16 protein-coding genes are annotated in these 22,354 nt (G+C 42.7%); 13 read left to right on the top strand and 3 right to left on the bottom strand.

All coding sequences use genetic code 11. The features are described from left to right. Positions 1 to 384 precede the first annotated feature (384 nt). The 3 genes from CWC02_RS19520 (at position 385) to CWC02_RS19510 (ending at position 4,571) form a co-directional block, all read left to right on the top strand. Entirely contained in the window at positions 385 to 1,974 is a 1,590-nt protein-coding gene (locus CWC02_RS19520) for an alkaline phosphatase (RefSeq protein WP_138619845.1), read from the top strand. 11 nt (positions 1,975 to 1,985) lie between these two features. Then, complete coding sequence (locus CWC02_RS19515) at positions 1,986 to 3,782, top strand: alkaline phosphatase family protein (RefSeq protein WP_138619844.1); 1,797 nt, start codon at positions 1,986 to 1,988, stop codon at positions 3,780 to 3,782. Positions 3,783 to 3,854: 72 nt separating this feature from the next. After that, complete coding sequence (locus CWC02_RS19510; protein ID WP_138619843.1) at positions 3,855 to 4,571, top strand: hypothetical protein; 717 nt, start codon at positions 3,855 to 3,857, stop codon at positions 4,569 to 4,571. Between the two features lie 53 nt (positions 4,572 to 4,624). Here CWC02_RS19510 and CWC02_RS19505 read toward each other — a convergent pair whose 3' ends face one another. Next, positions 4,625 to 6,691: a TonB-dependent receptor gene (locus tag CWC02_RS19505; RefSeq protein WP_138619842.1), complete on the bottom strand. Its 2,067-nt coding sequence runs from the start codon at positions 6,689 to 6,691 to the stop codon at positions 4,625 to 4,627. Positions 6,692 to 6,922: 231 nt separating this feature from the next. Between CWC02_RS19505 and CWC02_RS19500 the strand changes: the two genes are divergently transcribed. The 5 genes from CWC02_RS19500 (at position 6,923) to CWC02_RS19480 (ending at position 13,197) form a co-directional block, all read left to right on the top strand. Then, positions 6,923 to 7,717: a VOC family protein gene (locus CWC02_RS19500; protein ID WP_138601202.1), complete on the top strand. Its 795-nt coding sequence runs from the start codon at positions 6,923 to 6,925 to the stop codon at positions 7,715 to 7,717. A gap of 113 nt (positions 7,718 to 7,830) precedes the next feature. Continuing rightward, positions 7,831 to 8,496: an SDR family oxidoreductase gene (locus CWC02_RS19495; protein ID WP_054554102.1), complete on the top strand. Its 666-nt coding sequence runs from the start codon at positions 7,831 to 7,833 to the stop codon at positions 8,494 to 8,496. 138 nt (positions 8,497 to 8,634) lie between these two features. Continuing rightward, the gene (locus CWC02_RS19490) at positions 8,635 to 9,015 is read left to right on the top strand and encodes a hypothetical protein (protein ID WP_054554103.1); all 381 of its coding nucleotides are present in this window, start codon (positions 8,635 to 8,637) and stop codon (positions 9,013 to 9,015) included. Continuing rightward, positions 9,012 to 11,348, top strand: a complete 2,337-nt coding sequence (locus CWC02_RS19485) for a fatty acid cis/trans isomerase (protein WP_138619841.1) — start codon at positions 9,012 to 9,014, stop codon at positions 11,346 to 11,348. The genes CWC02_RS19490 and CWC02_RS19485 overlap by 4 nt, the downstream gene beginning before the upstream one ends. Positions 11,349 to 11,445: 97 nt before the next feature. Next, positions 11,446 to 13,197: a hybrid sensor histidine kinase/response regulator gene (locus CWC02_RS19480; protein WP_054554105.1), complete on the top strand. Its 1,752-nt coding sequence runs from the start codon at positions 11,446 to 11,448 to the stop codon at positions 13,195 to 13,197. A gap of 13 nt (positions 13,198 to 13,210) precedes the next feature. Here the strand turns inward: CWC02_RS19480 and CWC02_RS19475 are convergent, their stop codons facing one another. Then, entirely contained in the window at positions 13,211 to 13,834 is a 624-nt protein-coding gene (locus tag CWC02_RS19475; protein WP_138619840.1) for a toast rack family protein, read from the bottom strand. Positions 13,835 to 13,963: 129 nt separating this feature from the next. Between CWC02_RS19475 and modF the strand changes: the two genes are divergently transcribed. Next, positions 13,964 to 15,421, top strand: a complete 1,458-nt coding sequence (modF, locus tag CWC02_RS19470; RefSeq protein ID WP_138619839.1) for a molybdate ABC transporter ATP-binding protein ModF — start codon at positions 13,964 to 13,966, stop codon at positions 15,419 to 15,421. A 26-nt stretch (positions 15,422 to 15,447) separates the two neighbouring features. Here the strand turns inward: modF and CWC02_RS19465 are convergent, their stop codons facing one another. Continuing rightward, the gene (locus CWC02_RS19465; RefSeq protein WP_138619838.1) at positions 15,448 to 16,326 is read right to left on the bottom strand and encodes a TraB/GumN family protein; all 879 of its coding nucleotides are present in this window, start codon (positions 16,324 to 16,326) and stop codon (positions 15,448 to 15,450) included. Between the two features lie 537 nt (positions 16,327 to 16,863). Here CWC02_RS19465 and ilvG point away from each other — a divergent pair. From ilvG to ilvA, 4 genes are all read left to right on the top strand, one after another. Next, positions 16,864 to 18,513: an acetolactate synthase 2 catalytic subunit gene (gene ilvG, locus CWC02_RS19460; RefSeq protein ID WP_054554109.1), complete on the top strand. Its 1,650-nt coding sequence runs from the start codon at positions 16,864 to 16,866 to the stop codon at positions 18,511 to 18,513. After that, the gene (ilvM, locus tag CWC02_RS19455) at positions 18,510 to 18,755 is read left to right on the top strand and encodes an acetolactate synthase 2 small subunit (RefSeq protein ID WP_054554110.1); all 246 of its coding nucleotides are present in this window, start codon (positions 18,510 to 18,512) and stop codon (positions 18,753 to 18,755) included. The genes ilvG and ilvM overlap by 4 nt, the downstream gene beginning before the upstream one ends. A 104-nt stretch (positions 18,756 to 18,859) precedes the next feature. Then, a complete protein-coding gene (gene ilvD / locus CWC02_RS19450; RefSeq protein WP_054554111.1) occupies positions 18,860 to 20,716 on the top strand; it encodes a dihydroxy-acid dehydratase in 1,857 nt (618 codons plus the stop codon). A 2-nt stretch (positions 20,717 to 20,718) separates the two neighbouring features. Next, positions 20,719 to 22,269: a threonine ammonia-lyase, biosynthetic gene (gene ilvA / locus CWC02_RS19445; protein WP_138619837.1), complete on the top strand. Its 1,551-nt coding sequence runs from the start codon at positions 20,719 to 20,721 to the stop codon at positions 22,267 to 22,269. The last annotated feature ends 85 nt before the right edge of the window (positions 22,270 to 22,354 follow it).

Genomic DNA, 22,354 nt, shown 5'->3' with positions numbered 1-22,354 from the left:
GGGGGAGTTGTTTTGTGTGGTATCTCACTCAGCATTCTGCCTGTTCATTCTTCGGGTAGGTTGGTTTGAGCGCAGCGAAACCCAACACAATCCATGTAAACCTTTTCTTTGGTAAAGCCAAACCACATTAAAGCACTCCCAAGGTTATGCTTGACCTAGAAGCTAGAACTTTTACCCTCGCAACTCACACCTAGCAACCAACTCTGTTATTTCTACTAAAACTAATTACTTACCTATAGCTAAAGTTGTTTTTGGTTTCATCATTTCGTCATGAAAAACCACTTTTTTAGTAACAATGCCTTCTTAGTATGGCTGCGCTAATTATCCAAGTGCAGTTTAGTTAGCACTCAAATTCTTAAAATAACGTACTAACGGAACGTAACGATGAAAATTAATAAAATTGCTACTGCAATTGGTTTAACGTTGGCATTGTCAGCGACAGCCAATGCAGGTGTGTTACCAGACAGTCAAAAACAAAATGATTGGTATAGTGCCGCTGAAACAAAATTAACAGAAAAAGAGGCGGCGGCTCAGGCTGAGCAAACGTTTAAAGCGAAAAATGTCATTTTATTTGTTGGCGATGGTATGGGTATCTCAACGCTGACTGCATCTCGTATCATGGCGGGACAAATGGAAGGCAAGTCAGGCGAAGAAGGCTTACTAAGCTTTGAAGAATTTCCATACTCAGCGCAAATCAAAACCTATAACGTTGATGCGCAAACACCTGACTCTGCGGGCACAATGACAGCAATTATTTCAGGTGTTAAAACCGATGTAGGTGTAATTGGTGTAAACGAAAATATCGAGCGTGGCGAGTGTGCAACTGTTGCTGGTAACGAGTTAATTACCGCAACAGAACTGGCAGAAATCAAAGGTCTAGCAACAGGTGTTATCTCTACGGCGCGTATTACTCACGCAACACCGGCTGCAACCTATGCAAAATCAGCTGACCGTAACTGGGAAGACGTATCAGACATGCCGGCTGATGCTGTAGAAGCGGGTTGTGAAGATATTGCCTCACAACTTGTAAATTTTGAGAAGAACCTAGAAGCACGCTTTGTAGGTACTGACGTAGATGGTCTTGAAGTTGTGATGGGCGGTGGTCGTCGTCACTTCTTACCAAAAGACGCAACGTTTAACTCAACTGATGCAGTGAGCGAAGTAGAAGGTGACCGTACGGATGAGCGTGACCTAACGGCTGAGTGGCAAGAAATGTACCCTGATGGTAAGTACGTCATGGACCAAGCAGGCTTCGATACACTAAATGCTGACAGCAAACGTGTATTTGCATTATTTAACGAATCACACATGCAATACGAAGCAGATCGCGCTAACGATGTAGCGGGTGAACCGTCATTATCTGAAATGACAGGTAAAGCAATTGATATCTTAAAGAGCAATGAAAAAGGCTTTTTCTTAACGGTTGAATCAGGCCGTATCGACCATGGCCACCATGCGGGCAATGCTTATAACGCGTTAAACGATACCGTTGAATTTGCCAAAGCAGTGCAAACAGCAGTTGAGAACACCAACCCAGAAGAAACTCTTATTCTTGTTACTGCCGACCACAGCCACGTATTCACTATCGCGGGCTACCCAAAGCGTGGTAATCCAATCTTAGGTCAAGTAGTTGCTATTGGTAGCGAAGAGCCAAGCCTTGCGGCAGATGGTATGCCTTACACCACAGTTGGTTATGCTAATGGTTTAGGTTTTCGCGATTTAGGCGATGAAACCGACGCTGATGCATCTTATAGCGAAGCGGCATTTGCAGGCCGTGTTGATTTAGCGGGTGTTGATACGACTACTCCTGGTTATCACCAAGAAGCCACTGTGCCACTAAGTTCAGAGACTCATGCAGGTGAAGATATTTCACTGCATGCAAAAGGTCCAGGTGCGCAACTAGCACAAGGCGTTGTGGAGCAAAACGTAATTTTCCACATCATTAACCAAGCTCTAGAACTAATTGAAGAATAATGGCGACGACGATGAAAAAACTAAATTTAATTTCTCTTGCTGTAGTAGTGGCATTAGCGGGTTGTTCTGATGACGATGACAACTCACCAAAAACATTAACCATTGAAAATACATTAGCTGTTGGCTCTGAGCAGTGCGTAAACGGTGGTACAGAAACCCTTACCGGTGAAGATAGCAACGATAACGGTGAGCTAGACTCAGCAGAAGTAACGGATACAAGCGTTGCATGTAATGCACCAGCAACGTCGTTAACGGCATCGCAATTAGCGCCGTTGACTAATAACGAGTGGTTCAAGTCAGCACAAGTTAAAGTCGCTAGCAGCGAAGAAAACATTGCTGCCGTTGTAAAAGAGTCAGGTAAAGCGAAAAACGTGATTCTGTTTGTTGGTGACGGCATGGGTATTTCAACTGTCACAGCAGCACGTATTATGGCCGGTCAACTAGAGGGTAAGCTAGGAGAAGAACATCAACTAAGCTTTGAAACACTACCATTCTCAGGGTTTGCTAAAACCTATAACGTTGATGCGCAAACACCTGATTCTGCGGGTACGATGACAGCAATGGCATCGGGCGTAAAAACGGATGCTGGCGTTATCGGTGTTGATGAAGACATCGAACGTGGTAACTGTGCAACGGTTGCAGGTAATGAACTAGTTACAGCCACTGAGCTTGCTGAGATTGCCGGTAAGTCGACGGGTATTGTTTCGACAGCACGTATCACTCACGCAACGCCTGCAGCAACGTATGCAAAATCGGCTGACCGTAACTGGGAAGACGTATCAGATATGCCAGAAGCGGCAGTTACCGCTGGCTGTGAAGATATTGCATCGCAGTTAGTTAACTTTGAAGCAAACCTAGAGGCACGCTACGAAGGCTTAGATGTTGATGGTTTAGAAGTTGTGATGGGCGGTGGTCGTCGTCATTTCTTGCCGAAAGACGCAGCGTTTAACTCTGCTGATGCTGTGAGCTCAGTAGAAGGTGACCGTACAGATGGTCGTGACCTAACAGCCGAGTGGAAAGCTAAATATCCTGCAGGTCAATATGTGATGGACCAAGCTGGTTTTGATGCAATTGATGCAGAGTCAACTGAGCGCGTATTTGGTTTATTCAATGAATCACATATGCAATACGAAGCAGACCGTGCAAACGATGTAGCAGGCGAGCCTTCACTTGCTGAAATGACAGCAAAAGCAATTGATGTGTTAGATAACAACGCCAATGGTTTCATGCTAACAGTTGAAGCCGGTCGTATTGACCACGGTCACCACGCTGGTAATGCTTACAATGCACTAAGCGACACAGTTGAGCTTTCAAAAGCAGTACAAGTTGCTCTTGATAAAACCAGCATTGAAGACACGCTAATCATAGTAACAGCTGACCACAGCCACGTATTTACCATTGCAGGCTACCCAAAACGCGGTAACCCAATTTTAGGTAAAGTGGTACCTGTGGGTAGTGATGAACCATCACTTGCAGCAGATAACATGCCATACACAACGGTTGGTTATACCAATGGTGGCGGTTTCCGCGACTTAGGTGATGAGACTGATGCTGATGCAGGTTATAACTTTGCACCGGTAACGGGTCGTGTTGATTTAACAGATGTTGACACAACAACGCCAGGTTTCCACCAAGAAGCTGTTGTACCACTAGGCTCTGAAACACACGCAGCAGAAGATGTGGGGGTGTATGCAGTAGGTCCAGGTGCACATTTAGTAACAGGCACTAATGAGCAAAGCCTTATCTTCCATGTTATGGATTATGCCGCTGACCTTGTTAAACAAGCCGATGCTAAATTAGCACAATAATGAGTGTTTGGGAGGCTCCATGCCTCCCTTACTCAATTAGTTATAAAGTAAACCAAGACAAAAGAGAATCCCGTGAAAGCAGCCATCTTACTTGCCTCATTACTTAGTCCACTTGCTGTTGCAGGGCAATGCGATATGAACACCGGTTTTACGCAAGCAGACTATACGGTCACCACAGAAATCGTTGCTAATAAGCAGCATACTGAAAACACTTTTACCCTTTGGCGTACGCCTCACCAGGTGGCTAAGCAGAATCCAGAATTTATTGAATTATGGCAACAGTTGCGCAATCAACAAATTCGCCCAATTCGTTATTTTCAGCATGCCCAGCGTGGTATTGAGTATCAACCATCGGAAGTGCAAGGTGAACAAGATTGGAGTAGCAAATATCAGCTAGTAAGCGATAAGTTTTTAGCCTCAATGACGCACCAGAAAAGCACCGGTGAAGGCTGTGAGTTAACAGAGTATTACACACAGCAGCAGGGTGAGAGCAAAATAGAGCTAAGCTGGCTTGCCAATCAAAAGTTACTCAAAGCAATTCGTATTTCAACACCAACTTATAGCCGTGAAATTGCTTTAACAGCCAGTCATTACAACCAGCAAAAGATTCAGGCAGAATTTGCGAAATGGGATAACTATCAAACGACCGATTACGCAGATATCGGTGATAATGAAAGCGATCCATTTTTAGCTAAAATGATCAACTTAGGGTTTGTTGAGCATGGTGCAAGTGGATTTTATGATGCGCAAGGTAATCAGCTCAAAGGTGAGCACGGTCATCATCACTAATTAAAAAAGGCACCTTGGTGCCTTTTTTGTTGTTTAATTACTTTAGCTTAAATCTAAAATGCATAGTTCCAAGTTAGATTTACAGTACGGCCAGTGCCTGCAAAATAGCGAGTTGCCGATGGGTTTGTTTGCCCATAATAAGTGATGTAGTACTTATCTAGCAGGTTATCGATACCTAGGCTAAATGCACCATACTCAGCACTTTGATATTGCACTGATAAATCAACGGTTGTGTAGCCGTCAAATTCTTCACCAGTATTAAAGTCGCGATCAAACACTTTATTAACTTGTAAGCGGCTAGACAAACTTGCTGGCCATTGTTGCTGCCAGTAAAGGTTTAACCGTGTCGGTGAAATATTGCTGCCGCCTAAGTCGCTCTCTACTTTATTGTCGCCATCACCGTCATATTGGCCTTCTGTATCAGCGTAACTTGCACCGAATGTTGTGCTGTTAGTTAGGTAATACTGTGCATTGGCTTCAAAACCTGAGATCTCTGTGCGTTCACGTTTTACACTGTAAATACCATCAGCATCAGCTTGTAAACGAGAGCCTAAGTCTGAGTCAGATTCAAAGTAGCTGGCTTTAATATTGAAGCTATCGCTTGCATATTCAAAACCTAATTCGCGGTTATCAGAAATCACAGGTTCTAGGTTTAAGAAACTTTCAACCGATAAGCCAGCTTGGTTTATACCACGCAGTACACGCCCCACATCGGCCATGCTAAAGCCTTCGCTGTAGCTTGCGTAGAAACGAAGGTAATCAGTCACTTGGTAGACAACACCTAAGTTCTCTAATAATTCGTTAAAGCTTGGCTCACCGCCTTCTACAAAGCTGCTGTTGTAAGATGCTAGGGTAGTAAAGTCATCTACTTTTAATTTGCCGTACTCGTAACGAACACCGGCATTGAAAGTCCAATCTTCTAAGCCGTCATAACGTAGCTGAGCGAATGGTGCGATGTTATTAAACTTGGTTTTTGGCACCCAATGACGACCTGTTTGCGCAAGCTCTTGGTATGTTTCGTCAGAAAGTAAATCGATACCGGTCGCAATATCAAACTGGCTGCTTAATAGGTTATCTTTATTATAAGTAACGCGACTTCCAAACTTTTGTGACTTGTTTTGAGATTGGTCGTAAAGGTTTTCACCAAATTCAGGATCTTGGAAAGTGCCAAATGTACCGCCGCCATACATTGCCGCAAAATCTTGCGTGAATAACTGAACTGCAAGGTTGCCGCCAGCGATATTCGTGTGGTTGTAATCAAGGGTGAAGGTTGTTACACGGTTGCGTGGTGCATCACCTTCTATATCGCCTTTTTCAGCTGATGTGGCAAGGCCTGTTGTTGGGTCACCACTAATAGCAACAAAATCTCCATTACCCTCAATTTTGTAGTGGTTCAGCATCGCTTGAATACTTTGTTCATTATCAAGCTGATATTTAACTTTTAAAAATAGGTCTAGGCTGGTTGAGTCTTGCGTATCACCTTGTGTGCCATCTAACCCAACAAAGTCTCCGTTACCATCGCGATACATACCAGTACTACGTGCCGATACACCGCCAATAAAACTAATATCATCTAGCTGTTGGCTGAATAAGTAGCTGGCTTTATAGCTTTGGCTGTCGCTGCCACCGTCTGTCGGAGTGCTAAACCCTGCGCTCATTTGGTGATTAAAATCGCCTGCTGATTTTGTGATGATATTAATAATACCGCCGCTTGCGCCCATGCCTTGGATTGCATTAGCACCACTGATCACTTCGATGCGTTCGATCATGGCAGGATCAATTGTATTGCCGTCACGAGAACCATTACGCAACGGGTTCGACTGAGGTACACCATCAATCATGTATAGCGGTTCACGGCCACGTAGTGTTTCACCTGCACTGGTCATTTTTTGACGACTTGGTGAAAAGCTCGGTAATAAATTACCTAAAATTTGCGATAGATCTTGAGTGTGAGCAAGTTGCTCAGCAATGTCTTCACTGGTAATAACGCTGATAGTTGCAGGTACAGTACTAACAGGTGCCGTACTACGCGTTGTAGAAACAGTAATACGCTCAATATCTTGAGCCTGATTTGCTAACGCAGCGATAGGAGTAAGTAAAAAAGGAAGCGCAAATTTCATTGACATCGTTAAATCGCTATATAATTTTTATTAAAAATTGTTCGTATTTATACATGTGTTTATTGCTGCAATCAATATTGTGTAATGGCTATAAAAACTTGGTTTACTTTGGTTTTTCTGTAAGTGACTGATAATGATTATCTAATTTTTCTAAACGGTTGTTTAATTAATTTAAAAAATAATTGGTAAAAAAGCCGCTTGTTGATTACCGTTAATGAAGGAGGAACAGTCATGACAAAAATAAATACAAAACACCCTGCGGGTACTTTCTGTTGGGCCGAGTTATGCGCAAAAGACTGGCAAGCTGCAAAGCAATTTTACACGCAACTTTTTGACTGGGGTTTTGATGATCAGCCAATAGGTGAAGACATGTATTACACCATGCTGCAAAAGCAAGGTGATGATATTGCCGCTATGTATCAACTGCCTGCAAGTATGAGTGAGATGCCAACCCATTGGTTATTATATATTGCTGTTGATGATGTTGACCAAAGCACTGAGCTGGCAAAATCATTGGGGGCAACGGTTTTGGCAGGGCCACATGATGTCATGACGGCAGGTCGAATGGTGATGCTGCAAGAGCCTGGCGGCGCAACATTTGCCTTGTGGCAAGCGGGTGAGCATATCGGGGCTAAAAGAGTGCAAGAGCTTAACCTACCTTATTGGTTTGAGCTTGTGTCGAAAGACATGCAAAAAAGTCGCGACTTTTATTGTCAGTTATTCGGATGGCAGTTTGAGGTGAAACCCATGGAAGGTATGGACTACACCTTATTCACTATTGATGAGCAACCGATAGCAGGCATGCTCGAAATGACCGATGAATGGCCAGATGATATTCCACCGCATTGGATGCCGTATTTTGCGGTAGCAGATTGCGATCAGGCGGTTGCCAAAGCAACGCAGCTTAATGGCGCTATTTGTGTGCCAGCAACAGACATTCCAGATGTTGGACGTTTTAGTGTGATTACCGACCCACAAGGGGCCGTTTTTTCTATTCTTAAGTCAACCATTGATGAATTAACTTAAGCTCTTGGTTTTTGCCAATCTGTCCCAAAGTATACACCTAAGCCTCATCAAGATGCAGAAACTCGCACCTTGAGGTGGTTTAGGTATAAATCCCCCAACTAAGGAGCAGATTGATGACTAAGCATGTGGTGGTTACAGGGGCCAATAAAGGTATTGGTCTTAATTTATGTAAACAATATTCAGCCAAAGGTTACCGTGTTACCGCGGTGGTTCGCACCCCAAGCGAAGAACTTCAAGCACTCGATGTGAAGATTATTAGCGACATTGATGTATCTAACGCCGATGATGTTGCAACACTTGCCAATTACTTACACGGCGACAAAATTGATATTTTGGTTAATAACGCCGGTATTTTTCACAACGAAACATTCGCTGATATGGACTTTGCTGCCATCGAAAAGCAAATTAGCGTGAACAGTATCGCGCCTATTCGTATTACGCATGCATTACAGCAAAGTTTAGGCATTGATGCTAAAGTGGCGATGATCACATCGCGCATGGGCTCAATTGCTGATAACGGCTCGGGCGGTTACATTGGTTATCGCATGTCAAAGGCGGCCCTTAATGCTGCGAGTGTTAGTTTAGCCTATGAGTTAAAAGATAAAAAAATTGCTGTTGGCTTATTTCACCCAGGCTTTGTACAAACGCAAATGGTTAATTTTGCTGGCGATATCAGCCCTGAAACTGCAGCAGAGCGTCTCATCAAACGTATTGATGAACTAAACCTTAGCAACACAGGTGGGTTTTGGCATTCAAATGGTGAAACGCTACCTTGGTAATACTTTTTTCACTGTTTTTATAACTCGGTTAGTTAGTAGCTAAAAAGCTGCTAACTGCTGATAAGTTTCGCTAATTTTTGAACTTATAGTTTGCTATACTCGTACAATTAAAAGTCATTTTGATGTAGAGAACAGCACATGGAATTAGAGCAAAATAGCGAATTAACCCTTCCTCTTTTTTATTTCGATGAAAACCTTCATAGCCGCGATATTGAATCTCCAGATCTATTATTACATGTAACGTTAAGCGAAGAGTTACTCGCGCAGCTTTGCCAAAACCCAGCTGCTGATAGCAGTGTCGCTATTGCTATTAATGAATATCGTCTTGAAGCGTTAAATGATGATTATCAAGTATTGATTAATAGTGAGCACGACGCGCAGTTAACTTTAGTTCGCGGGCCATTATTGAGCGCAATGCTTAGCTGTGACAATGATCAAACTTTTGTGTCGCCGCAAGTAGATATGATGCCAACCTTCGATTTAGGTGATGACGTTGAAGATATCGAGGAGGAAGGATGAGAAAAACCCTCACGACCGTATTCGGCCTTATTCTTTTAAGTGGCTGTGCATATTTAGGCGCTGCTCATTACGATGAATTGTTTGGTGAAGAGCAACCTAGAGAGCGTGTTGTTGCTGCATCAACACTTGAAGGCGCCGAGTTTTTAAGTGACGTAAAACCTGTTCTTGACACTCGTTGTGTGGTTTGTCACGGCTGTTATGATGCACCTTGTCAGCTTAAGTTATCTTCTGTGGAAGGAATTGACCGAGGTTTAAGTAAAGAGCGTGTCTATGATGGCACACGTTTGCTTGCACAAGAGCCAAGTCGTTTACTATTTGATGCTACAACCACAGCTCAGTGGCGTGAAAAAGGCTTTACGCCAGTGCTTAACGAGCGAGTACAAACCGAAGAAGCGAACCTAGCGGGTAGCGTGCTTTATAACTCTTTGGTGCTTAAGCAAAGCAGCCCTCTGCCTAAGCAAGCTATTTTAGGCGATGAGTTTGATTTTTCACTCGATCGTGAACAAACATGCACCACAATGAATGAGTTTGATTCATTTGCTAAAGATAATCCACACAGTGGTATGCCATATGGTTTACCGGGGATCTCAAGCGAAGAGTTTCAGCACCTTGCTAAATGGCTCAGAAAAGGCGGATATCTTGCTCATATTGAGCCCCCTGAAAAAGGCGTACTTAAGCAAGTGGAGCGCTGGGAAGCTTTCTTAAATCAAGATGGTTTAAAGCATCAACTAGCTGCTCGTTATATTTACGAGCACTGGTACTTAGCGCATATTTATTTTCCTGAGCATGGCGATAAACACAGCTACTTTAAACTAGTTCGCTCTTCGACTCCGCCGGGAGAAGAGATCAAGCATATTAGCACGCGTCGCCCTTATGAAGACCCTAAAGTTGAACGAGTTTACTATCGTTTAATGCATGACCGCTCGACTATTTTAGCTAAAACACATTTACCTTTAGCATTAAATGATGAAAAACTTGCCCGCTTACATTCGCAATTTATTGAAGCTGATTATCAAGTAAATAAATTGCCAAGCTATAAGCCTGAAGTTGCATCAAATCCGTTTAAAGCTTTTGCAGCAATTCCAGTAAACTCGCGTTATCAATTTATGCTTGATGAAGCAGAGCTTATAATCATGGGCTTTATTAAAGGTCCTGTTTGTCGTGGTCAAATCGCGTTAAACGTGATTAACGATCAGTTTTGGGTTGGTTTTGCTAAACCAGAAATGGCGGCGACACCTAAAGTCGGTGAAATGTTGTTACAACATGAAGATGCGCTAGCTTTACCTGCAGAAGAAGAAAGTAACGCTTTACCGATTTCTAGTTGGGTAAAGTACTCAAAACGCCAAAACAAATACTTATCAGCAAAAGTTGCACTGGCAAATAAGATGTTTGAGAACGGTCAGCACCTTACCACCGATTTACTTTGGCAAGGTGATGGTCATAACCAAAATGCAGCGCTGACGGTGTTCCGTCATTTCGATAGTGCAACGGTTGTAAAAGGTTGGATAGGCCAGCAACCAAAGACTGCTTGGATACTCGATTATGCCTTATTTGAGCGTATTCATTACCTGCTGGTGGCGGGGTTTGATGTGTACGGCAATATAGGTCACCAGCTTTTAACTCGTTTGTATATGGACTTTTTACGCTTAGAAGGCGAAGCGAATTATTTGGCGTTATTACCAGAAGCTAAACGTAAAGAAGTTAAAGCTCAGTGGTATCGTAAATCACCACCTAGTTTAACCAGTTTCTTTGAAGATGAACTGTCATTTAGTCAACCTACTGGCATTGAATTCAAAACAGCAGATCAGCAGTCTGAGCTGTATAACATGCTTAAAGAGAAGCTCAAACCAATTTTGAGTCCTCGTTATGACTACACCAAAGTGCCAGAACCGCTTGCACAAATAAATGATTTGCCTGTCAAAGCAATTAATCTACTGCCGCAAATTTCGTTTGTGTTAGTCAAAGAGGGCGATGAACAGCACAAAGCCTATACTCTTATTCATCACAATGCTCATTACAATATTTCGAGTTTATTGAATGAAGAAGGGCAGCGAGCTTATGACGAAGATACTGTAACAATTGTACCGGGGTTTATTGGTGATTACCCAGAAGCAATTTGGTATCTACATAACGAACAACAGGTTGCTGCATTTGCAGCTGGGCTTGCTAAAGTGACTGATGAGTCGGCATATAGAGACCTGAAAAGCGAATTTGCGATTCGTCGAACGCATCCTCAGTTTTGGCAATACAGCGATATTTTGCATCGTGTAGCTAAAGAATACCGAGGTGTCGAATTTGGGTTATTTGATTATAACCGCCTCGAAAATAGGTAGCCTTTAAGTACTGCTTTGTTTGTTGATAAAGCCCACTTAATAGTGGGCTTTACTGCTTAATTTAGACTAGAATAAAATAAAAAGATCAGAGAAATGCATGTTAAACCTAGTTATTGATATCCGTAAAAGATATCGCTGGGGGTTATTAGCGATAGCGCTTCTAATATCCTTTTCAGCGGCCTTGATTCAATCTTTGTTGTATATCCAAAAGGGTGATGCCGAGGTGATCAATATTGCCGGCAAGCAACGAATGCTCTCTCAAAAGATTGCTTTGCATGGTAACGCATTAATTTATGACAAGTCTCTGCCTGTAAAGCAACAGCATCGCAAGCTGCTACAAGACACCGTTGAGCAGTTTATTGCAGGTCACCAGTTTTTGGTTGCTCGCGATGGTCCAAATACGTTTCGTCATTTAAATCAGGAGTTAGAGGCACATTACTTTGCTGCTCCAAATAAGCTTGATGCGCGTGTTAAGCGCTATGTAAGTAAAGCACAGAAGCTATTAAATAGCCGTGACGACTACACAGATTTTGACGGGCCAGTTTTCGAAACTCAACAAGTTGAAGTCTTATTAAATGAATTAGATGTAGCTGTTGAGTTGCTTGAGCAAGAGTCTGTAAAAAAAGTCACATTTATTGCAACAGTTGAATTAATATTTTGGTTAACGGCTTTGCTGTTGTTATTGATTGAACTATTTTTTGTCTTTAAGCCAATGGAATCATTAATCGCTAAAACAATTAATAAGTATCAAACTCAAAAAGAATATGCGGAGCAAATAAGCAAAAATAAAGAGCGCTTTATAGCTCGCGCAAGTCATGAATTTCGAACACCAATACAAGGCCTTACAGCCTCTATTGAAGCGCTTGATATCAATGAACAACAGCTCGCAACTAAAAAACAAGCTGTTTATTGTGTGAATAGATTAGTCGCAATGTTAGATGAACTTGTTGATTTACAACAGCTCACAACAGGAAATTGGCAATTAAACCCGAGTCGTGGAAATTTAAAGTCGACTCTAAAACACGCGATCACCCCATTTGAATATGTTTGCGACGAAAAGAATATTCTGCTTAGTATCGATATTCCAGAATCTCTTAACAAAGATGTACTCACTGATCATGCTCGTTTACAGCAAGTTTTGGCTGAACTCATCAACAATGCAGTAAAGTTTACTGCTGAACAAGGTCGAATTGCGATCACAGCAAGAAGCCAAGGCGAACAAAACTATATTATTGAAGTGCAAGATAACGGCAAAGGGTTTGAAAAGCCACCGACCGATATACTCAGCTTGGAAAATGATAGCGAGCAGCATTTTCAAGGCCTTAAAACTGGTTTGTTGAGGGTGGTGCATATTGTTAAAGCTTTGCAGGGGAATATTGAGTTTTTAAGTGCTCAACCGCAAGGTGTTAAAGTGGTGCTTAGCTTAGAGTTAAGTAATGCCGCTGGTGATGACGCAGAGGTTTTATTACCCAATAAGTTACACTGCTTAATTGTGGAAGATAATCAGTTGAATGCCACTATATTAGGTCGTATTTTAGGGCAGTTAAATTACAGCTTTGATATCGCTGAAAATGGCTTAATCGCCACAGATAAAGCGTCAGATAAGCAGTATGATTTAATCTTTATGGATTTGAATATGCCAGTTATGGATGGCTTTAAAGCGATTGATATTATTCGTAATGAGCAGGGGCAACAGGTGCCAATTTTGGTGGTGACGGCCAATACATCAAATGATGATTTACAACGTGTGTATGAACTTGGGGCTAACCTACATGTATACAAACCGATCTCGCTAGATTCAGTGCAAAAAGCTCTCAGTATTTTATTTACCGAGAGCTCACAGGGATAACCAAAGCGTTAAATTAGTTTGTTACTTTGATGTCGCCAACACCTACTTCAACGTCAATATCATGCAGCCCATTGCCTCGGTAGCTTGAGTGAGAGCTAACGACTTTGCGGCTGGTGTTAGCCTCTTTTTTCAAGCCGCGAATCTTGGTGTCGCCCACACCGGTATCTAGTTCGATGCGTCTGTAATCGTCAAGCGCACTATCAATTCTTACTGCGCCCACACCAAGTTCAATCTCAACTGAATTACTTGCGTCGTTAATCTCAATATCACCTACACCTAGCTCAACATCAATTGCCATTGATTTAGGCATTTTTACATGCCAGTTTTGTTGAATGTCATCGTTATCTAATTTTAAGCTAAGTGAGCTGGCACTTTGCGAGTGGCTTAATTCAATATTTGATAAATCAACATCAGAGCTGAACCAGCTATTGTCATTTTTTGGTTTAATGCGAACCGTAACCACGACTTCACTGCCGTCATAACTTTCGACTTCTAAGCTGCCCACCGGAAAATCAATATCAAGCTGGCTTGCGCCATTCACTGTAAAGTTATGACTTAGCTCACGTGAGTCTTTTGCCATTGCGTATGTTGTTGTAAGTGCTAGGCCTATTGCTGCTACACAAAGTAATTTTTTCATTGTCTGATTCCTGTTAATGACCTTTTATACCTTAGTCGCAGCCGTGTTCAAAAAAGGTTTAAACGATTTTTAATTTTTTATCGAATGCGGTAACGTCAAGCTAGCGGTAACTTAGAATGAGGATTCAAAGTGCAACAAGTGCAGTTGGTTAATGTTCGAGCCAGCCTGAAGGGCCAAGGCAATGACGTTTATTATTTAGATGAGCTCAATATCAATGTATCGCCATTGCAGCAATGGGTTTTACTTGGCGCTAATGGGGCGGGTAAATCGGCTGTGGCCGCTGCCATTGCTGGTTTTGCGAAAATAGAGCAAGGCCACTATGAGAATAGCTTTGAGCGTATAGCATTGGTATCGCCAGATAGCCAAAAGCAGCTCCTCGCGGTCGAGTTAACTAAAGATCAAGATGATATTATTGAGGGTGTTACGGCTACGAGTACAGTTTATGAGCTGATTATTGCAGGTCGAGACGAGCAACAGCTTGATAGTGATATGCTACAGCAACTAATAAGCCTATTTGATTTTAGTGACAAACTTAGCAAGGCATTTCGCGATTTATCGACCGGCGAAACCCGCAAACTAATGTTGATTCAAGCCATAATAGGTCGACCAGATTTACTTGTGCTAGATGAGCCTTTTGATGGCTTAGATGTCACGGCAATGGCTGGGCTTAATCAGCTACTCGCAGAGCTTAGCAAAACAACGACCCTTATTTTTGTGCTTAATCGCTTAACTGAGATCCCTGACTTTGTTGATCACTACGCCTATGTTAAAGAGGGTCATGTCACAGAGCAATTAGCAAAGCCTACAGCCGAGCAGCGCGATGATTTACTAAAGCTGTTGCATCTCACGCATACCCAGTTACAAATACCTGAGGCAGATATTGACCATCAAGCGCCTCCGCTCACCGATTCTATGCTGGTAAGATTAAACAACGCATCGGTAAGTTATGGCGGCGAGGCTATCTTTGAAAAACTAAACTGGCAAATTAACCAAGGCGAACATTGGCAGTTAACAGGTAAAAATGGCTCAGGTAAAACCTGTTTGCTGAACCTTATCACTGGTGATAACCCGCAGTGTTACAACAACGATATCAAGGTGTTTGGCTATCAGCGCGGCAGTGGTGAGAGTATTTGGCAAATTAAACAGCACATTGGTTATATTTCTAACGCGCTACATATGGATTATCGAGTGAGTATCACTGCGCTCAATACGGTTGTTTCGGGCTTTTATGACAGCATTGGTCTTTACCAAAAAGCCACTGATAAGCAACTTGCCATTGCCAAAAAGTGGTTAGCGTTATTAGGTTTAAGTGATAAACAAAGCAGTTCATTTAGCCAACTGTCTTTTGGTGATCAGCGCTTATTGTTGATTGCTCGGGCTATGGTTAAACACCCTAACTTATTGATTCTTGATGAGCCTTGCTTAGGTCTTGATGAAGCGAATAGGCAGCGCGTGTTATTACTAATAGAAAAAATCTGTGCTGCAGGCACCGGCACCGTGGTGTATGTTAATCACCACGCGAGTGACAAAATAGTCGGTATCAACAATTATTTAGAGATGGCTGATTTCACAAAAAAAGCGCCATAAGGCGCTTTTTAAACGATTGAAATCATTTAAATACGGGTAACGGTAAAACCCTTATCTGTTAATTGCTTCAATAAGCCGTGTTGCTCTGGTAAGTGCAAAGCGCCCACTGCAATGAACAGCTTTTCTTTACCGATGCGAGTAGATAGTTGATTAACCCAATCGTTGTTACGGTCTATCAACATCACTTGCTCGCTTAGCTGGCCATACTGAGAGTCATCAAAGCTTTCGTTATAAAACTGTGTAAGTGTTTTCATGTCACCTGATTTCCAAGCCTTGATCAGGCCAAAAAAGTAGGTGTCTACATCTGCAAGTTGGTCGAACGTTTCTTCGATCATTTTGTCATTCATGATTGCTAAGTGCTCAAACATTTCCATTTGTCGTTCAAGAGTTTCTAGCTCACCAACAGAAATTTTATGTTCTTGAGCATAAGCAAGTACTTGCTTGTCTATGCCGTATTGATCTGAAAAACCAACGCTTTGGAACTCCATTTGCATCATGGTGACCATCACCGCCCACGGTGCTAAGTTCTTAAACATCGCAATATCAATTGATTTATCCGCAAAGTACTTTTGCAGTTTTGCATAGTTTTCTGGTGATAATTCTGATTGTAAGGTTTTGCCATTTTTCAGCATCATAAATGGTAATGAGCGACGCTGCATTTCCATCGGTGAAATAGCGCTGATATCCACCTCAACAATGACTTTATCTGAGTTATCGAGTGCTTTTTTTACCTTGCTCGGTAAGCCTTTCATGCTGTCATCGCCAACATGTACGGTACCAAATAAATATGAAGCAACGCCGTTTTTTTCTACTTTCCATAATCCCGGCTCGGCAAGTGCATGTTGGCTAAAACCAAGCAGTAGCACCATAAAAAACAGGGCATTTATACGTTGGACGAATTTCATAACTTTCCTTTTCATTACGTGGTTATTTTCAATACTAAACTAATTCTTCTTTGATGCGTTAAATTAAATCGGCTTTAAGCAGAAAAAATTACATTTAATTGCCAAAAATTAATCAATCATAGAATGGCAGATAAAGAGGTATGAAATTTCAATATTAAGCAAATGGCGAAAAATAAATCTTATTAATGGTGAAGTTTAGATATTTATTTCTATAAAGTCGTTTTTTTGCTTGTTTTTTGAATTGAATTTTATGTTGACTTAACGCCCCCAGCGCGGTACTAATAGAAAAAGACAGCGGGATGGCTAGATTTCCGCTACAAATGAACAGAATTTGGTTACAGATAAATGCTTACAAACAAACTTTCTCTAATTCTAATTAACGTCGTGGTGATTATTATTACCGCGGGGGCTAGTTAGTGCTTAGAGAAAAGTGAAGCATTTAAAAAGCCCCCCGCACTTAACAGTCCGGGGGGCTTTTTTGTTTTAAGGTTTGAGTCGCAGCAAATACACAATGTCACTGAGGAATGAGGATTTACGATGACAGGCGCAGAGTTAACAATCGATTTATTAGCCAAACATGGCGTTAAGGATGTTTTTGGTTACCCAGGCGGTGCCATCATGCCTATTTACGACGCCTTGTACGGTGCGCCAGTCAAACATTATTTGACGCGTCATGAACAAGGAGCGGGTTTTGCAGCAGTGGGGTTTGCCCGCAGCACAGGTAAGTTAGGTGTGTGTTTTGCAACATCAGGCCCTGGTGCAACCAACTTAATAACCGCTCTTGCTGATGCAATGATGGATTCAGTGCCGTTACTTGCCATCACAGGGCAAGTACCTACCGCCGCAATAGGCTCCGACGCCTTTCAGGAAGTGGACGTGTTAGGTATGTCGTTATCATGTACTAAACATAGTTACATGGTTGAAAGAGCAGAAGATTTAGCCGAAATCCTACAAGAAGCCATCCACTTAGCGCAAAGCGGCCGCCCAGGTCCTGTGTTAGTTGATATCCCGAAAGACATCCAAATGGCACAAGTGCCATTCCACCCTTGGTTAGCTGCCGAAGATCATTTACCAAAATTAGACCCGAACCAAGTTGCAATAGCTAATCAAATCTTAAGTGAAGCGCAGCGCCCTGTGGCGTATATCGGTGGTGGTGTACAAGCTGCTGATGCACAAAACGAGCTTATGCAGTTTTTAGAAAAAACACATATGCCTGCGGTATCAACGTTGAAAGCGTTAGGCAGTGTATTACCTGATTATGAATATGATTTGGGTATGCTAGGTATGCATGGCGGTAAAGCAGCTAACTTAGCAGTGCAAGAGTGTGATGTTTTGGTTTGTATCGGTGCCCGTTTTGACGACCGTGTTACTGGCAATTTAAGCAAGTTTGCCGCAAAAGCAAAAGTGATACACCTTGATATCGACGCAGCAGAGGTTGGTAAGCGTAAGCCTGCAAAAGCGTCATTAGTCGCAGATTTAAAAACGTCATTACCGCAACTTGATTGTTTTGTAACGCCTGATGAATGGTTAACGCATATCGAAAGCATGATGAAAGAGCATGCATGGCGTTATGACTATCCAGGCGAGAAAGTATTTGCCCCATATTTATTAAACCAACTAAGCCAAAAAATGCCAGCAACGGGTGTTGTGTGCTGTGATGTGGGTCAGCACCAAATGTGGGTGGCGCAGCACATGAAGTTTAGCCACCCAAGCAATCATTTAAGTAGTGGTGGTGCAGGTACCATGGGCTTTGGTTTACCGGCCGCTATCGGCGCTCAAGTTGCTCGTCCAAATGACTTTGTGATCACGGTGTCGGGTGATGGCTCAATCATGATGAATATTCAAGAACTGGCAACAATTCGCCGTAACAATCTGCCAGTTAAAATTCTAATCCTAGATAACCAGCGCTTAGGCATGGTACGTCAATGGCAGCAGCTATTTTTTGAAGGTCGTTATTCTGAAACAAACCTTTCAGATAATCCTGATTTTGTGCAGTTAGCAGCGGTGTTTGGCATTCCAGGTCAAACCATCACTAAAGCAGATGAAGTCGATGCTGCGGTTGATGCGTTAGTAAATAGTGAAGGTCCATACATTCTTCATGCCTGTATTGATGATAAAGAAAATGTATGGCCGCTTGTACCACCGGGTGCAGCTAATGATGAAATGATGACGGAGACAGTAAAATGAAACACACCCTAACGATTGCACTAAAGAATCAAAGTGTCGCTGTAGAGCGCTTTTTACGCGTTGCACGTCATCGCGGCTTTGACCTAACAACCATGAATTTAGAAATGGCTGATGAAGCGTTTCACGTCACCATGACGGTAGACAGCGATAAGCCAATTTATCTACTAACATCACAGTTAAATAAATTGGTTGATGTTAAACACGTTAATGTTGAAAACCAATTTCAACAACAAGCAATCTAGTAAAAAATCAACAGGTAACTAGAGCAGTCAGAGTGATGCTTTAGTGAGAAATAAATTAGGAATGAGGAAGTCAGTGGCATGCCACTGCAACAACTGAGGTAATTATGGCTAAATTAAGAAGTGCAACAACAACAGAAGGTCGCAAACGTGCAGGGGCGCGTGCTTTGTGGCGTGCAACAGGGATGACAGATAAAGACTTCGGTAAGCCAATTATCGCTGTTGTTAACTCATATACTCAGTTTGTACCGGGTCATGTTCACCTTAACCAACTTAGTGAGCTGATGGCTGAAACCATCACCGAAGCCGGTGGTGTACCAAAAGAATTTAATACTATTGCGATCGACGATGGTATCGCAATGGGTCACGGCGGCATGCTGTATTCACTACCATCGCGTGACTTAATTGCTGACTCAGTGGAATACATGGTTAATGCACACTGTGCTGATGCCATGATCTGTATTTCTAACTGCGACAAAATCACCCCAGGGATGATGCTAGCTGCACTGCGTTTAAATATTCCGGTTATTTTCGTATCAGGTGGTCCAATGGAAGCGGGTAAAACACGCCTTGCTGATATCGACATTAAACTTGATTTAGTGGATGCCATGGTGAAAGGCGCTGATACCACAGTAAGCGATGAAGACTCTGAAAAAGTCGAGCGTTCTGCGTGTCCTACGTGTGGTTCATGCTCAGGTATGTTCACTGCCAACTCAATGAACTGCTTATTAGAAGCGATTGGTTTAGCACTGCCGGGTAACGGTACCACACTTGCTACGCACAAAGACCGTAAACAACTTTACGTTGAAGCAGGTGCGCGCATTGTTGATTTATGCCGAGAGTATTATCAAAAAGACAATGCAGCAGTGTTACCTCGTGCGATTGCTAATCGCACTGCTTTTATGAATGCAATGGTCGTTGATATTGCTATGGGTGGTTCATCAAATACGGTTTTACACTTATTAGCTGCAGCGCAAGAAGCGGGTGTTGATTTTGATATGTCGCACATCGATGAGCTTTCTCGCAAAACACCTTTCCTTTGTAAAGTGGCACCCGCAACCAATAAATATCACATTGAAGATGTGCACCGCGCTGGTGGCATGATGGCAATTATCCGTGAGTTAGGTAAGGCTGGCCTAGTTGATTTATCTGTTGATCACGTGGCAGGCCACAGTATGGCTGAAATGGTGGCTAAATGGGATGCCACCGATCCTAATAATGAAGTGGCGCAAAAATTCTATAAAGCAGGTCCTGCCGGAATCCGTACTACAAAAGCAATGAGCCAAGAATGTCGCTGGCCAGAACTTGATAATGACCGTGAAAACGGCTGTATCCGCAGTGTTGAAAATGCCTTTCGTCAAGATGGTGGCCTAGCTGTACTTTCAGGTAACTTAGCCCTTGATGGCTGTATTGTTAAAAGTGCTGGCGTAGTTGAAGAAATGCTGCACTTTGAAGGCCCTGCTGTTGTATACGAATCACAAGATGATTCGGTTGAAGGCATCCTTAATGGTGAAGTAAAAGCAGGCGATGTTGTTGTAATTCGTTACGAAGGGCCAAAAGGCGGCCCTGGCATGCAAGAAATGCTGTATCCAACGAGTTACTTAAAATCAATGGGCTTAGGTGAAAAGTGTGCGCTTATCACCGATGGTCGTTTCTCGGGTGGTACATCGGGTTTATCAATAGGTCACGTTTCACCAGAAGCAGCAAGTGGTGGTGCAATCGCCTATGTTGAAAATGGCGATAAAATAGTAATTGATATTGCAACCCGCGAAATCACTTTAGCGCTGTCAGATGAAGAGCTTGAAGCACGTAAACAAAAGCAACTTGCACGTGGTAAAGACGCTTATAAACCACTTGATCGTGACCGCTATGTTTCATCTGCACTTAAAGCCTATGCATTACTTGCAACCAGTGCAGACAAAGGAGCTGTTCGCGATTTAGCAAAACTTGAGGAGCTTAGTTAATTATGGTTTCTCAAGAGCTCGATTATTTTCGCGCTATCATCCAAGCGAACATGGAGCCGCTTGCAAAAGTCACTGAGGTCAGCGAAATGGCTGATCTTAGTGCACGGTTAGGCAACCATGTGTGGTTAAAGCGTGAAGACCAACAACCGGTTTATTCATTTAAGCTTCGTGGTGCTTTTCATAAACTGAGCAAGTTGCCAAAAGGGTCTGATGTGATCACAGCCTCAGCGGGTAACCATGCGCAAGGGGTTGCACTCAGTGCCTCATTTTTAGGGCATAACGCAACGATTGTGATGCCAGTTACAACACCAGAAATTAAAGTGAATGCAGTACGTTCACTCGGTGGTGAAGTGGTATTACACGGCCATCATTTTGATGCGGCAAAAGCCCATGCTTTAGAACTGACAGAGCAGCGTAACGGGGTGTTTGTGCCACCGTTTGATGATCCTGATGTGATTGTTGGCCAAGGTACCGTTGCCCGTGAATTAATGCAGCAATTGAACGACCTCGATGCTGTTTTTATTCCTGTTGGCGGTGGTGGTTTACTTGCAGGCATGGCGGTGTACATTAAGTCGTTACGTCCTGATATCAAAGTCATTGGTGTTGAAGCTGACGAGAGTGCTTGCCTAAAAGCAGCGCTTGAAGCGGGCAAGCCCGTTGAGCTTGACCGTGTTGGCAGCTTTGCAGATGGTGTAGCCGTAAAAGTCATCGGCACAGAAACATTTCGTTTAGCGCAAAAGTTTTGTGATGAAGTGGTCACTGTAACGGGCGATGAAATCTGCGCCGCAATGCAAGATATCTTTGTTTCGACTCGTGCGATAGCAGAACCTTCAGGGGCGCTATCAACAGCAGGGCTGAAAAAATGGTGCCAACAAAATGGTGTTAAAGGCTTAAACGTTGCTGCAATTTTATCGGGTGCAAACTTAAACTTTGACCGCTTACGTTATGTTGCAGAGCGGACTGCTCTTGGTGAAAAGAACGAAGCACTCCTTGCTGTGACCATAAAAGAAGAAAAGGGTAGCTTTAAGCAGTTTTGTAACTCACTAGGTGGCAGAGCTATCACCGAGTTTAATTACCGTTACGCAGGCCCCGGCGAAGCACAAATTTTTGTTGGTATTGCATTAAGGCAAGGGCAGCAAGAGCTTGATGAATTAAAAGCCGCACTGACAGAAAACGACTACACGTTTTGCGATCTATCAGATAACGAGCTGGCTAAATTGCATATTCGTTATATGGTGGGTGGTAAAGCGCCTGCTCAACTTCATGAGCGTTTACTACGCTTTGAGTTTCCTGAATACCCAGGCGCACTGGCGCGATTCTTAGATACCCTTGGTAGTAATTGGAATATCACTTTATTCCATTATCGTAATCATGGTGGAGCGATTGGTAATGTGCTGGCGGCCTTTGCTATTGAACCGAGTGATTATGAGGTATTCAATGAGCATTTGAACCGTTTGGGATACAACGTTCAAGATGAAACGAACAATCCATGTTTCACCCAGTTCCTAACCAGCCAAGGTCAGGAGTTGAGCGCAGTGAAAGTGGCTAATTAGTTATAAAATCAGAATAAGGCTGCTAATTAGTAGCCTTGTTTTTTTGTCTATTTTTCCTATAGTTATTGCACGGTTCTCAATCAAG

The sequence above is a fragment of the Pseudoalteromonas sp. S2721 genome, from assembly GCF_005887425.1.
Lineage (GTDB): Bacteria > Pseudomonadota > Gammaproteobacteria > Enterobacterales > Alteromonadaceae > Pseudoalteromonas > Pseudoalteromonas simplex.
The sequence above is the reverse complement of the archived record's forward strand: the minus strand, read 5'-3'. Positions and strand labels throughout refer to the sequence as shown.